Source organism: Pseudomonas sp. MDT1-17 (assembly GCF_054898105.1).
In genome coordinates this window covers 2,954,146-2,967,424 of sequence record NZ_JBUBVM010000001.1, presented here as the reverse complement: position 1 = coordinate 2,967,424, position 13,279 = coordinate 2,954,146, and the positions used below count along the sequence as shown (strand labels likewise).

At 56.4% G+C, this 13,279-nt stretch carries 14 protein-coding genes; 7 read left to right on the top strand and 7 right to left on the bottom strand.

Annotation, left to right across the window (positions count from 1 at the left end; genetic code table 11):
• Positions 1 to 116: 116 nt before the first annotated feature.
• Positions 117 to 554 (top strand): cupin domain-containing protein, encoded by a 438-nt coding sequence (locus ACYZTX_RS13765; protein ID WP_462034494.1) that lies wholly within the window; start codon positions 117 to 119, stop codon positions 552 to 554.
• A gap of 41 nt (positions 555 to 595) precedes the next feature.
• Here ACYZTX_RS13765 and ACYZTX_RS13760 read toward each other — a convergent pair whose 3' ends face one another.
• Positions 596 to 1,327 (bottom strand): tellurite resistance TerB family protein, encoded by a 732-nt coding sequence (locus ACYZTX_RS13760; RefSeq protein ID WP_462037035.1) that lies wholly within the window; start codon positions 1,325 to 1,327, stop codon positions 596 to 598.
• 148 nt (positions 1,328 to 1,475) lie between these two features.
• Between ACYZTX_RS13760 and ACYZTX_RS13755 the strand changes: the two genes are divergently transcribed.
• Complete coding sequence (locus tag ACYZTX_RS13755) at positions 1,476 to 1,901, top strand: GNAT family N-acetyltransferase (protein ID WP_462034493.1); 426 nt, start codon at positions 1,476 to 1,478, stop codon at positions 1,899 to 1,901.
• Positions 1,902 to 2,576: 675 nt separating this feature from the next.
• Here ACYZTX_RS13755 and ACYZTX_RS13750 read toward each other — a convergent pair.
• A complete protein-coding gene (locus ACYZTX_RS13750) occupies positions 2,577 to 3,878 on the bottom strand; it encodes an IS4 family transposase (protein ID WP_462036995.1) in 1,302 nt (433 codons plus the stop codon).
• A gap of 429 nt (positions 3,879 to 4,307) precedes the next feature.
• On the opposite strand from ACYZTX_RS13750, the gene pcsA reads away from it, so the two are divergent.
• Positions 4,308 to 5,027, top strand: a complete 720-nt coding sequence (gene pcsA / locus ACYZTX_RS13745; protein ID WP_462034492.1) for a phosphatidylcholine synthase — start codon at positions 4,308 to 4,310, stop codon at positions 5,025 to 5,027.
• Between the two features lie 70 nt (positions 5,028 to 5,097).
• A complete protein-coding gene (locus tag ACYZTX_RS13740) occupies positions 5,098 to 5,460 on the top strand; it encodes a DUF488 domain-containing protein (protein WP_462034491.1) in 363 nt (120 codons plus the stop codon).
• On the opposite strand, the gene ACYZTX_RS13735 is transcribed toward ACYZTX_RS13740, so the two are convergent.
• A complete protein-coding gene (locus tag ACYZTX_RS13735) occupies positions 5,451 to 6,326 on the bottom strand; it encodes an alpha/beta fold hydrolase (protein WP_462034490.1) in 876 nt (291 codons plus the stop codon). The genes ACYZTX_RS13740 and ACYZTX_RS13735 overlap by 10 nt on opposite strands.
• 462 nt (positions 6,327 to 6,788) lie before the next feature.
• A complete protein-coding gene (locus ACYZTX_RS13730; protein WP_462037034.1) occupies positions 6,789 to 7,835 on the bottom strand; it encodes an AraC family transcriptional regulator in 1,047 nt (348 codons plus the stop codon).
• A 258-nt stretch (positions 7,836 to 8,093) separates the two neighbouring features.
• On the opposite strand from ACYZTX_RS13730, the gene ACYZTX_RS13725 reads away from it, so the two are divergent.
• Both ACYZTX_RS13725 and ACYZTX_RS13720 read left to right on the top strand, forming a co-directional pair.
• Positions 8,094 to 8,381 (top strand): hypothetical protein, encoded by a 288-nt coding sequence (locus ACYZTX_RS13725; protein WP_462034489.1) that lies wholly within the window; start codon positions 8,094 to 8,096, stop codon positions 8,379 to 8,381.
• Between the two features lie 95 nt (positions 8,382 to 8,476).
• Positions 8,477 to 9,061 (top strand): hypothetical protein, encoded by a 585-nt coding sequence (locus ACYZTX_RS13720; protein WP_462034488.1) that lies wholly within the window; start codon positions 8,477 to 8,479, stop codon positions 9,059 to 9,061.
• A gap of 24 nt (positions 9,062 to 9,085) precedes the next feature.
• Here the strand turns inward: ACYZTX_RS13720 and ACYZTX_RS13715 are convergent, their stop codons facing one another.
• The 3 genes from ACYZTX_RS13715 to ACYZTX_RS13705 form a co-directional block, all read right to left on the bottom strand.
• Positions 9,086 to 10,099 carry a GlxA family transcriptional regulator gene (locus ACYZTX_RS13715; protein WP_462034487.1) on the bottom strand — a complete coding sequence of 338 codons (1,014 nt, stop codon included), beginning with the start codon at positions 10,097 to 10,099 and terminating at the stop codon, positions 9,086 to 9,088.
• A gap of 207 nt (positions 10,100 to 10,306) precedes the next feature.
• Positions 10,307 to 11,098 (bottom strand): type I methionyl aminopeptidase, encoded by a 792-nt coding sequence (map, locus tag ACYZTX_RS13710; protein WP_462034486.1) that lies wholly within the window; start codon positions 11,096 to 11,098, stop codon positions 10,307 to 10,309.
• The gene (locus ACYZTX_RS13705; RefSeq protein ID WP_462034485.1) at positions 11,095 to 11,361 is read right to left on the bottom strand and encodes a ParD-like family protein; all 267 of its coding nucleotides are present in this window, start codon (positions 11,359 to 11,361) and stop codon (positions 11,095 to 11,097) included. Before ACYZTX_RS13705 ends, map begins: the two co-directional genes overlap by 4 nt.
• Positions 11,362 to 11,602: 241 nt before the next feature.
• Here ACYZTX_RS13705 and ACYZTX_RS13700 point away from each other — a divergent pair, with 241 nt between their 5' ends.
• Positions 11,603 to 13,276 carry a thiamine pyrophosphate-binding protein gene (locus tag ACYZTX_RS13700; RefSeq protein WP_462034484.1) on the top strand — a complete coding sequence of 558 codons (1,674 nt, stop codon included), beginning with the start codon at positions 11,603 to 11,605 and terminating at the stop codon, positions 13,274 to 13,276.
• Positions 13,277 to 13,279 lie beyond the last annotated feature (3 nt).

Genomic DNA, 13,279 nt, shown 5'->3' with positions numbered 1-13,279 from the left:
AAAAAAATTCCATCGGCGTTGAAATCGCCCGGACAGACGGGCTTGTGGCGAGGTGCTTGGCGGGCGTTCGAGTGAATATACTCAGCGGGTGTGGACTCATCCTTTGGAGAGCAATCATGCGCACGGTTCATGTCATCGAGCCCGAAAAAACCCCCGACCCGGTCAGCGTCGTGGGTGAGGCCATCACCATTCTCGCGGGCGGGGATCTGAGCAAACCTTTTGAAATGCATATCCAGGAAGGCGTGCAAGGGGGTGGGCCGCCCCCGCATTTTCACCCTTGGGACGAGGCGTTCTACGTCATTGACGGGCAGGTGGAAATAACGGTTGCGGGCAAGTCCACCACCGTTTCGACTGGGGGTTATGTGCATATCCCTGGTGGGTCCATTCATGCTTACAAGAACATCAGCGCCACCGCGAAAATGATTGGGGTGGTGTCTGATCCGCGCGGCGGTCAATTCTTTGCGGCGGTGGATCGGCTCAAAGTGCCGGAGGATCTGCCGCGGATACTGGAGATCGCCGAGCGTTTCGGGGTTACGTTTCTGGTGCCTAAGTAGTGTGATTTATGATCGTTCCAACGCGAGCGTGGGAACGATCATCAGGCCACGACACCTTTGGCCTGTTGCTCCAGATGCACTTGTAGCTCCGGTTCGATCTTCAGCGCCGCAGCCAATTCATCCAGATAGCTACGCTCGGCGTCCTGTTGATCGTCAACCAGCATCACACTGGCCAGGTACATCTCCGCCGCCATGCCAGGATCAGTGGCCGACTGCGCCACATCGGCGGCGTCCAGTGGTCGTGTGACTTCATCGTCCAGCCATTGTTGCAATTGCGGGTCATCCGTGTGGCGGCCGATTTCGGTGCTGATCAACTGCATCTCGGCGTCGTCGATCCGGCCATCGGCCTTGGCCGCCGCAATCAATGCGCGGAGGATCGCATGGCTGTGGTCCTCGACTTCCGGGCCAGACAACAGGTCAACAGTGCGCGGTGCCTGTTGCGGCGCCGAGGCCTGGCTGCGTTGCCAGGCCTGATAGGCCTGGAACGCCATCATCCCCAGTGACGCCAGCGCCGCGTAGTTCGTGCCACCACCCGACCGGGTCCGGGTCCGGGTCGAGCCGCCCATGGCTGAGCCACCGCCCAAAAGACCACCGAGCAAACCGCCCAAACCACCGCCCCCGACGCTAGAACCGGCGCCACCGCCCAACAGGCCGCCGAGTAATCCACCGAGACCGCCGAGGCCACCTTGGGCCGACGTTCCACCGCCACCCTGTTGCGACATTGAGCCTTGGCCGGCCCGCAGAAGTTGTTCGAGCAGATCGCTGGTGTTCATGACGATGTCCTCTTCGATGGGAGTGATCCAGTCAGGCAACAATAGTCCTCGCCGGCAAATGTGCCACCACCGTTTGGCTGGCCCTGATGACCCACGGTTGCGAGTGTTCTACCCTCGCTAACCCGATGCCCACAGGATCAACGAACACATGGACCGCACTCTGATTGTCGTCAGCGACATTATCGAACCTGAAGTCGAGCAAGTACTCAGCGCCGGGCTGAGTGCCTTTAATGATCAGATGAGCGGAATCAATGACCGCCAGTCGCTGGCGGTAACGGTCCGCGATCCGCAGACCCATAAGGTGCTGGGCGGTATTACCGGGCGTACATCGCTCGGTTTGCTGTTTCTCGATCTTTTCTACTTGCCTGAGTCGCTGCGTGGCTCCGGGCTTGGCTCTCGACTGCTCAAGGCATACGAAGACGAAGGTCGCCGTCGCGGTTGCCGCTCGGCGGTGCTCTATACCCTCAGTTTCCAGGCCCCGGAGTTCTATGAAAAAAATGGCTGGCAGCGCTTTGGGGAAGTGCCCTGCGAGCCGCAAGGCACGAGTCGGGTGTTTATGAGCAAGGTGCTGTGAATGAACCTGGCTGCACCCGGTCAATCCGGAGATCGCCACGTTTGAGTAAAAAGATCGCCCTGCGACTCATGCTGTTCACTTAAGGTTGGGGTACATATCCGTTTCTGCGGTCACGCCGGCTGGCGGTTTCGCTTTTACAGCGAGTCACTTGGAACAGCCCCAAGTAACCAAGGGCTTTTGCCCCGCCATTCGGTGCCTCGCTTAGGCTCGGCATACCCTCACTCCGGCATTGCTCCGGGGGCCCGCCGCCATCGGCCATCCATGGCCGGGGGCGCCTACCGCGCAACGCCTGCGCTCGGCCTCTGGGAAAGGGGCGGCAGATCTGAAGCCAAAGCAACGGCAACGGCAAGATCAAAAGATCGCAGCCTCGCTTCGCTCGACAGCTCCTACAGGGAAATGCGTTCACTTTAAGCCAGGCCGGCCGGTAGGCCGCCTTGCTTTGGCTTTTGCGGTGCACGCCCCCTCGAGAGGCCGAGTGGAGGTTCTGCGCAGTGGGCAACCCGGCATGGATGCCGGGTTAGCCGCCCCCGGCCATGGATGGCCGATGGCGGCGGGCCCACGGAGCAGGACCGGAGCGAGGGCATGCCGAGTCTAAGCGAGGCACCGAACGTCAGGGGCAAGAGCCCTTGGTTACTTGGGGCTGTTCCAAGTGACTCGCTGTAAAAGCCAGCCCTTTCAAGGTGTTTTCCCTTTATGGGCTTTGAGCACTCGATCGGTCGACACATGAGCATTCGCAGCCTTTCCCTCCAACCACTCCTTGGGCTTGGCGATTTTGGGGCCGCGTATGCTTTTGGCAACCTGTTTGGGCTTGATATTCCTTGCCAGCGCCAACAAGCGCTGTGCCAGCGTTTCTGAGGTCGATTGAAGTGACAGATAATCCGACGGTAACGCGATCTGCATGCCCTCATAACCACTGCGCACTTGCACTGCCAAATGGAAAATCGATGCCTCCCATCCCTCTGGTTGCGTCTGGCGATGAGCCTGTTCAACGCTGCGCTTAAGTACTGACAAAACGTTGTAAGCCAACACGGCCGCGGCAAATCCCAGCAGAGCCGCCTTGGGGTTGCCCAGGCTTTCGATTTCACTGTCCAGCACCGATTCCAGGCGCTGGAACATCCCTTCGATACTCCAGCGACGACGATACAAATCGGCGATTTGCTCAGCGGTGATGGTGTCGGGCAAGTTGCTCCAGAACAACAGCATGGTGTCGCCTGATTCGGTAGCTTTTTGCAGGTTCAGTTCAACACGCCGCCACTGACGTCCGCCTTTCACTTCGATGGTTTGCTCGCGCACGCTTCCCGCCTCGACCGCGACAGGTTCTTGCCAGTCGCTTTCCTGAAGCAGGCGCGGATGCTTACTCGGCTCACGAATAATGAAAGAAGCGCCAGCGTCTTCGCAGGCCTCCATGACCGGGAGCGTGCAATAGAGCCGATCAGCCATCCACAACTGGCCCCTACTGGCGTTTTCCAGCAACGGCAGCACGCCGACGCGCTCACTGGCATAAGCATCTTCACAGGGCTGAAGATCGACGACCTGGTCGAGATCAGGGTCGTAAACCACGACCGAAAAACCAGGCCGGGCGGCGCCTCGTTCACGGCGCAAAGCGCTCAGACGTTTTTCGCTGGAAGGCAGGTGATTGCCGTCAACGACCCGCAGTTGCCAGCCAGGCAAAATGGCCGAACAGCCCAACTCTTCAATCGTCGGTGCCAAACGTTGTGCACTGCCGGCTACCAAGGCGCGCAGCAGCGCAGGCTCTGTGCGGCTGACCTTGTCATAGAGCGCCGCCAAGCTGACAGGAAGATCCATCTGCCGTGCGGCGGCATGTAGCGACGGCCGCAAACCCAGTGAAACAAGGGACATAAGCTCAACGATGGTCGAAAATAAAAGCTCACGCGGGTACTGTCGTTGACGATGCTCTTCGAACACCTGATCGACCCACTCAGCTGTAACAGCCTGCTCCAACACCAATTTGGCCATGACACTGGCCGGTGCTTTTTTCTCGAACCGCGCTAAAACCTCTTCCCACATCGTCTCGTCGCCCTGACTGGAGTTTTGGGAGATTCTAAACGAAGACCTTGAAAGGGCTGGCTGTAAAAGCGAAACCGCCCTCAACCATCACCTGAATAACGGATATACACCCAATCAAAGCCCCCGATCAGCCCCACCACCAATGTGTAGGTCCGCCTGAAGACCCGAGCCTAAGTGAACAGCATTACGCCCTGCGCCGATGTTTCATTTATTACCCCGAATTTATCCGGGGTATTTTTTTGCCGCGCAGCTAAGATTTACAGATGGTGAACCTTATCCCCGAAAACCCGGTCGATACATGCAACCTGACTTGGTTTGCCGACACCCCCAATTGAAGGGGTGATAACAGGCTTGCTTCACTTTCTGGAGAACGCCCCCGTGATATCGACCCTACACATCGCCAGGCTCAAAGCATGGGGCGCCCATGGTTTTACCGCCACTGGCGTGGTCACTGCCTTCCTCGCAACCCTCGCCTTGCTGGAAAACCAGGCCACAAACTGCTTGCTGTGGCTGGGCGTCGCCCTGATTGTCGATGGCCTGGACGGTGCGTTGGCGCGCAAGGTCAATGTCCAGTCGGTGCTGCCAAGTTTCGATGGCTCTGTCCTTGATCTGGTCATCGACTACCTGACGTATGTGTTTATCCCAGCACTGTTCATCTATCGCTACATACCTTTGCCGGACTACACGGTGCTGCTGACCGTGTCGCTGATTCTTGTCTCGTCGCTGTTTTGCTTCTGCAACGTCAACATGAAGAGCAAGGACAATTACTTCCAGGGCTTCCCCGCCGCCTGGAACGTGGTAGCCCTGTGCCTGTACATCATCGCCCCGTCGCCGTGGATCACTTTTCTCACTGTCATCGGCCTGGCGCTATTGACCGTGACCCGGATGAAGTTCCTCCACCCGTTCCGCGTGCGCAAGTTCATGCCGATCAACATCGCCGTAACGGCGATCTGGCTGCTGTGCAGCTTGTCGCTCGTGGTCAATCATCCGGTGATCAACCCGATGGTGATGGGGCTTTGGCTGCTGATGTCGGCTTACTTCCTGGGGATCTGCATCTGGCGCACGGCGCTGGAGTGGTTCGATAGCTCGCGGGGATAAAGGACTGTAGAGCGTGGCCGATTTCTCCCACAAACTGCAGAAATCGGCCATAAGAGGGAACACATCGACCATGCCCATCCATATCGTGCGACTCGGCTCACCGCGCGCCGCCAATGAAGGCCTGCGTCTGGGCACGGTACGTCGTCCGCCGCGTGGCGTGCCGAAGGCCGAGTTTGCCAGTCGTGATTTTTATGACGTGTGGCAGCCGCTGCTGTCTCCCAGTGCAGAACTGGTCGCAGAAGCCAAAGCGGCGGAAGACGCCAAGGCGTGGGAAGTCTTCAAGCGCAAATTCAAGACTGAAATGAACCACCCGGCGCCCAGCCAGTTGCTCGATTTGTTGGCTGCGTTGTCCCATCAAACGTCAATGGCCATTGGCTGCTATTGCGAAGATGAAGAGCATTGCCATCGGTCGGTATTGCGGGCTCATACGTGATTGACCTGGATATCTGAGGCAACACGGCCCTGTTTCCTGGAAGCTGGATCCAGAAAACCGAGCAAGGCCTGCCGAGTGTCCTGCCAGGCCGCCGGGTGTTCCATATCGAGGAAGTGCCCGGTGTTCTTGATGGTATGGAACCGGGACTGAGGGGCATGATCGGCAAAAAGCCGGGCGTCTTCGACCGAGGTGTATTCATCCCATTCGCCGTTGACAAACAGCAGCGGGATTTCGATGGCATCGGCACAGGCGACGTAGCAATGGGTGTCTTGGGTCAGCACTTCATTGACGTGGAAATGCATCTGCCTGTACTCGTGTTCGGCCAGACTGCGGATATGGCGGTCATTAAAGCGTTTGAACAGCGATGGCAGGTGCTTGCCGATCGTGCTGCTTATCAAGCGACCGACATTGAGGCGGTCGCAGGCCTGGAGATGGTTCAGGCCGCTCTCCAGGTAATCGCGCATCGGCGAATTGATCCGCGCTGCGAATGAATTGATCACCGCTTTCTCGATTCGTCGCGGCCGCTGGGCCAGCGCCAGCAAGGTGGCCGCGCCGCCCCAGGAAAAGGACAGCACGTGGTGCACACAAAAGTGTTCGATCAATTCCAGCAGTATCGCTGCCTCGTCTTCCTTTCGGATCGGTTGGCCCTGGAGATTGTGTTGCCTCGACTGACCGGCGTAGGGCTGGTCATAGAGAACCACATTGAATCGCGGCTGCAGGTAACGCACCGTTTGGGCAAAGGATGCAGTGGTTGCCAGCGAGCCATTGACCAGAATGATGGTCTTGTCAGCGGCGGTGTTGAGATAGTGCTCGGTATAAACCTTGTACTTCCCGCAGATCTCGACGATGGCAGTTTTCGGCATCATTTCATTTACTTCCTTGAACCCATTGGACTAAGCGCACAGCGTGAGGGATGCCCGCAGGGCCCTATCGCAGGACAGCAGAACACGTGGACCTGACAGTGAAGTGTCAGGCCAATACATTAATAATTCAGGGCGGTTTTCAAGCGTCAACGCATAGGCCTCCTCGGGCTTAACCTGGCAACACGGGCAAGCAACAACAGCGCGAGGGTGCTCCGATGGCTGCCGTGACCAATGAGTCACTGACTGACCATTGATTCAGAGTTAAGCAGGAATTTCCTCGTCTGCAAGAACGCAGACGAGTTATTGCGTCGCCCCCAAGCGCTGAACGAGCTCAGATCCCGGATCTACAGTTGCAAAAAAACCGTCCGTGGGCGGCATCTGCCGTGTGCGCTGTTGCAGAGCCGTTGGAGCGCGGACAATCCCTGACTGACTTCCGCGCCTGTACCGTTCAAGAGACGGTATTCCTTAGCCGACTAGACGGGGCATGGCTTCCTTGAGCTTTAGCAGAGATTCATCGACTCGATACTGACCGGGCGTCGTGCCGAACCAGCGGATGCAAGCTTTGTGGAAACTGCTGTGGTCGTGGAACCCGAGCAGATGAGTCACGTGCTTCATATTGAAATGGGAATGACGCAGGTAGAAGTCGGCCAACTGCCGACGCACATCGTTCAGCACGTCCTTGAACTGGGCGCCATCCTTCTCGAGTGCTCGTTGCAACGTCCTCTTGCTGATGTTCAGCGCGGTGGCGATCGATTCCATATCACACTGCCCTTGCCCCTGACTCAGGCGCTCGGTGATCAGCCCACGAATCCTGCATACAATGGTGAAGCCGTACAATAGGTCCAGCTGAGCTTCGGCAAAACTGTCATGGAGTACAGCCAACGCCTCGTTGGCCATGCTCAACGGACGCAGAAGCTCTTGGCCATCGAACAGGATGCTGTCATAGGCCGCCCCGAAACGTAGCTCACAGCCAAACAGCCGTTGATGCTCCGAGATGTCTTCAGGTTCGGGATAGGTGAACTCCACGCTTAACGGTTGCGGCAATTTGCCACCGGTCAGCCAACTACAGAATCCCAACAGCGACGCGAGTCCGGCATCGGTGTACTGCCGTGGTTTGACCGAGTCGCACTGGTGATCCAGCCCGGCCAGTCGATAATTCTGCTCTTCTTGACCCAGAAACAGGCTAAGTCCAGAGCTAATCAATGGGCTGAAACGCACGAGGCGTTCAAGCGCCCGCTTCAGATTCAAGCTGGACATCATCGTGTACCCCACAATCTGGAAGTTACTCGGATGCACATGCCCGTAGGCTTTTAAACCAATATTCGAATCGCCAGACGCCTGCGCCGCCAATTCCCACAGACGGTAGATAACACTTCGTTTATAGAAGGCTTGCTGCTGATTCAGAAGCATCATATCCAGCCCGGCTTCCCGGGATAAATTGATCACATCCAAGCCTTCAGCCGAGAGCGTATTCACCAACACACTGGTATAGCCGGTACCCACTCTATACATGACGACCTCAAAGCCCTGTTGAACCAAGCATCCTTTAGTGAGCCATTGCGAATTTGCTCTGAAATTCATACTAATGGCCATTCATTACAGGGTCGTTATACGAGCTGTTCCCGCTGTGCCTGCGCCGGAATAACCGCCCTGACTCGCGCTTCGGTGGAAGACAAAACTGTCATCGGCCTCATCGAAATGGCGATTGGCCCAGACCTTGCTTTGGCACCTGTGCGGTGATGAGTAGACACCGCGACGAAGGAACCGGCAATGGAGGTGGTCATGGTGGTGGCAGCAGCGGTGGCACTATTTATAGCTGCGTCAGCAGCGATAGCGATGGTCATCACGGCAGTAGTAGCCGGAGCAGTGGTCACACCGCCAACCACCACCGTGATGGGCATTGCAGAGCGCGTCACTCAGGACGTTCATCTTTTGGACGCCCTGGCATCCACACCAATCCCTATGATGTTAATGGTGCTAATGCTGACGGGATGCCTGGCGACAATCACGGAGTTGATGCTGGACCTGAACATGTTGTTGATTGTGGCAAACCTATAGGGGAAAGGCCGCCCCACTTTCAGGAACTCCCCCAACGTTGGGGACACGCTCCGCGCGTTAAACAAAAAATAAATCAATAACAAGGGAATCCAACCTTGAAAATTTCAACACTCTGCGTCGCGGGCAATCTTCTGGTTTCAGTCGCGGCTTCTGCTACAGGGACTATTCCCGTCATCGACCTCGACTTCACAAGGTCAGCGGCTGAAACGCTGAAAAAACGCGGCATCCACGACGCTTGTATCATTGCCGCTTCAAACCCTAAAACGTTCACCTATTGCCTAGAAGGATCGTCAACGCTCTGGAAGTATCAGGCTTTAGATCTGGAACAACAGGCGGCGATCCTGAATGGCGAAAAGCCGCACTCGACAGACTACGGGCAAATCACCCTCGTGGAAGCCGATAGCGCAGCCTGCCAACAAGATGACCTTGTGCCATTTGTTAAACCGGCTATTTCTCGTGGGCTGGCCCTCGGCCTGATCACCCTGTTTCTGTTGATTGGTTTGCGATATACCTTCCGGGCAATCATGCACTTCCACTATGAACCCGCTGCGTTTTCGGATCCCCGCTTGCAGCGATTGACCGAACCCTTGCCTGCGCACAATTCAACGGTAAAGGCGTTGGGAGCGTTTGGTATCGCCGCTACCGTGGCACTCGTTTACTTCGGCTATATAGGGCTTTGAACCCGACTGTAAATTGCGCCGCCCTTATTTGACGAGTCGCGTTTCCTTGGAAGGCCTGTATCCGAAGTACGAGCTATAGCACTTGCTGAAGTGGCTGGGCGATACAAAGCCACAGGCAACCAACACGTCCACCTGGGACAGTTCTGTGTGCTGCAGCAGCCGACGCGCTTCGGTAATCCGCAATTCCATGTAATACCGTTGCGGCGTTGTGCCCAATTGCTCCTTGAACAAGCGCTCGAGTTGTCGACGCGAACGGCCTGCGTAAACCGCCAACTGCTCCAACTCCAGAGGCTCTTCGAGGTTGGCATCCATCAGCTTCACCACCTCGCGTAATGGCGCGCTCACACAGATATTTTCAGTCGGTTTTATGCGCCGATAACGAGACTCCTCGAAAGCCAGGATGTCCTCGATACCCTCGACCAGTGCTTTGTCGTGCAGCCCTTTGATCCAGTCCAACGCCATGTGGAACGCCCCGGAGGGACTGGAAGCGGTGAGCCGGTCTCGATCAATGACGTAGGGCTCACTGGTGACATGCGTCGCCTTGGAGATTTCCGCGAGTGCGGGGCGATGTTCGGGGTGAATCGCGCAACGATACCCGTCAAGCAAGCCTGCCCTTCCCAGGAACCATGCGCCATTCCACAACCCGGCCAGACTGACACCCTGATCTGCCGCCGCTCTCAACAGACTGATGAGATCATCACTCGCCTTCAGTTCTGTTCGGTAGCCGCCACAAATCACCAGCAAATCCAGGTCCTGGATCGCTGAACAATCGATGCGCGCATCTGGCCGAATGACCAGGCCCAGGTCACTGACGACTTCCCCATCGGTCAAGCCGAACGTTCGGGAAGAGAACAACAGGGGTCGTAGTAAATTCGCGGTGACAATCGTATCCAGTGCTTGCGTGAATGCGGGCAGCGAGAAGTGCTCAAGCAACAGAAATCCTACCCGAACCCTTTGAGTCGTCTTGTTGGGGTTATCGTTCAGATAGCGAAAGTTCTTCCCCTTCATGCCTCCGCTAAATTGGCGTCGCTCGATCAATGTTTGATCCACTCGGTTACGTTAACGACCCTGTCGTCAGGTGCGTTGATATCGCGCAATGCTAACCGCAACAGTTTCAAAACCACTAGTGCCATTATGCGACTGATCAGGCAAGTTGAAAGCCGTGACGAAGTGGGTTTTCATCATCGACAAAAAGGGTGTTGTGTCCAGTAACCCGGGCCACTCGAGAGTGGTGGACACAAGCGCCTAAACAATAGCGGGATACCCATCGACACTGTCGGGCCAACGGGTCAGAACCTCGAAGCCGTCGTCAGTGACAGCGATCATATGCTCCCATTGCGCCGAGAGTGAGTGATCCCTGGTGACCACGGTCCAGCCATCGGCCAGCGTTTTCACATGGCGTTTGCCAGCGTTCAGCATGGGCTCAATGGTGAAGATCATGCCGGTTTTCAGTTTCAGGCCCTGACCTGGGTAGCCGTAATGAAGGATCTGCGGCTCATCGTGATAAACCTTGCCGATACCGTGACCGCAGTATTCGCGCACGACACTGAATCCGTCTCTTTCGGCCACGGTCTGAATCGCATGGCCAATGTCGCCCAGCGTAGCGCCGGGACGGACGACGCGAATACCGGCACACATTGCTTCATAGGTCGTCTTCGCCAGGCGTCGAGCTTCCGGGCCGGGCTCACCCACGAAGTACATGCGGCTGGTGTCGCCGTACCAACCCTCCTTGATAACGGCAATGTCGATATTCACGATATCGCCATCCTTGAGGGCGTTGGCCGAAGGAATCCCATGGCAGACCACCTGGTTGACCGATGTACACACGGTTTTCGGAAAGCCGTGATAGCCGACATTGCCGGGTATGGCTTTTTGCACGTTGACGATGTAGTCGTGACAGAGCTGATCAAGTTCGTCGGTGGTGACCCCCGCCTTGACGTGGGGAGTAATCATGGCCAGGACCTCGGCGGCCAGCGTACCCGCAGCGCGAGACATGGCTATATCTGCCGGGCTGTTGATAGCGACACTCGCCTTCATTGCTTGGCTCCTGGTGTTGTATGAACCGGAGAGCTTTGCGAAAAATCGGCGAGTGCGCAGAGCTGTTTTAAATCAAGGCCACCCGCCAGTTCGGCACGAATCAGCACACGGCAGAGGTCGCTGTGATCCAGGTTGGGATGTAACTCCGCAAGCATCCCGATGCGCATCCAGTGCTCGGCCTGAGCGTTGATCGAGCGGCTCAGCGCATCGCTGGCGACGCGCAGATTCTCGTGCATACCCTCTGAAATTTTTACGATACCCACTGACTCATCCAATATGAAATGCATATGAAACATATATTAGTTGATGAGGGTGTGGGATTGCAATTTCACGGACAGAACGGCGCGAGCAATGGACGAGTCGCACGGGACTTCAATAGCTGAGGGAATGAAGTGCTGAGCAATCATCGTTTGTCCCCCTACTCGATAATGCTCAAGATTCAAGCCATCAGCAGCAAACCAAATTCGCCTCTTCACATCGCACTATTCGACTCAGGAGATAACGATGAATAAAGCCATTTCTCGTCGTAGCGGAGGTCAAATATTGGTGGATGCCTTGCGCATCCATGGCGTTAAAAGAGCTTTTTGTGTTCCGGGAGAGAGCTACCTCGCGGTGCTCGACGCATTGCATGACGTGCAAGAAGAAATCGATCTGATCGTATGCCGTCAAGAAGGTGGGGCGGCTTATATGGCGGAAGCCTACGGCAAGCTCACTGGAGAGCCAGGCATCTGCTTCGTCACCCGAGGCCCGGGGGCAACAAATGCCTCTGTTGGTGTTCACACAGCGTTCCAGGATTCGACGCCGATGATCCTCTTCATCGGCCAAGTCGCTCGCGATCAGCAGTATCGCGAAGCCTTTCAGGAAATTGATTTTCGCCAGATGTTTGGCCCCTTGGCGAAATGGGTCGTACAAATAGACGACACAAACAGAATTCCCGAATTGATAAGCCAAGCGTTCCACCGAGCGGTCAATGGCAGGCCAGGGCCAGTCGTGGTCGCACTGCCGGAAGACATGCTGACCGAAATGGCGGAAGTCAGCGATGCCGGGCCTTTCAAACGGGTCATGATGACCCCGGCAGCCGAGCAAATGTCCGCCATGCAGCAACTGCTTGAGCAATCGGAGCGGCCATTGATGGTGCTGGGTGGCAGCGGCTGGGATAGCGAGTCAGTGCTCGACATTCGGCTTTTTGCTGAACAGCAAAATATCCCGGTGGCAGCCTCTTTTCGCTGCCAGGACCTGTTCGACAATCGACACCCTAACTATGCGGGTGATCTTGGGTTCGCGGCGTCAGTACAGCTGTCGTCAGCCGTGAAAGATGCCGATCTGCTCCTGGTAGTTGGCTCGCGAATGGGGGAAGTTTCGACAGGTGGATACACTGCTTTGGATATTCCCGTCCCCAAGCAAACCTTGATTCACATTCACCAAGGTATTGAGGAACTGGGGCGTGTCTACCAACCGGCGTTGGCGATAAACAGCAGCATGTCGAGCTTTGCGAAATCAGCGGCAAGACTCCCGGCAACAACCCCGCAAAGAAACAGTGAGTGGACCCGCACGCTGAACCAAAACTATCGGAAAAACCTGGAACGCTCAGCCTCCCCTGGCCCGGTTCAAATGGCCGACATCATTGAATGGTTGAATCGCAGACTGGCGGATGACGCGATCCTGACCAATGGTGCTGGAAACTATGCTGTCTGGCTTCAACGTTTCTACCAATTCCGTCATTACCGCACCCAGTTAGGCCCTACCAACGGCTCAATGGGCTACGGCGTTCCTGCGGCCGTGGCCGCCAAACTGACTTGCCCGGATCGAGTGGTGGTTTCGTTTTCCGGGGATGGCTGCTTCTTGATGAACGGTCAGGAGATAGCGACTGCAGCGCAATATGGGGCCAATGTGATTTTCGTTGTGATCAACAATGGAATGTACGGAACCATCAGAATGCACCAGGAACGCAATTACCCTGGACGCGTGTCAGGCACTGATTTGCACAACCCGGATTTCGCAGCACTTGCCCAAGCCTATGGACTCCATGGCGAGGTGGTCACAACGACGTCGGAATTTGCGCCAGCGTTTGAGCGCTGCCTTGAAATGTCCCGGCCATCTTTGATTGAAGTCAGAGTCGACCCTGAAGCATTGACACCTCGACTTAGCCTGACTCAGATCAGAGAGCAATCACGCTAAAGG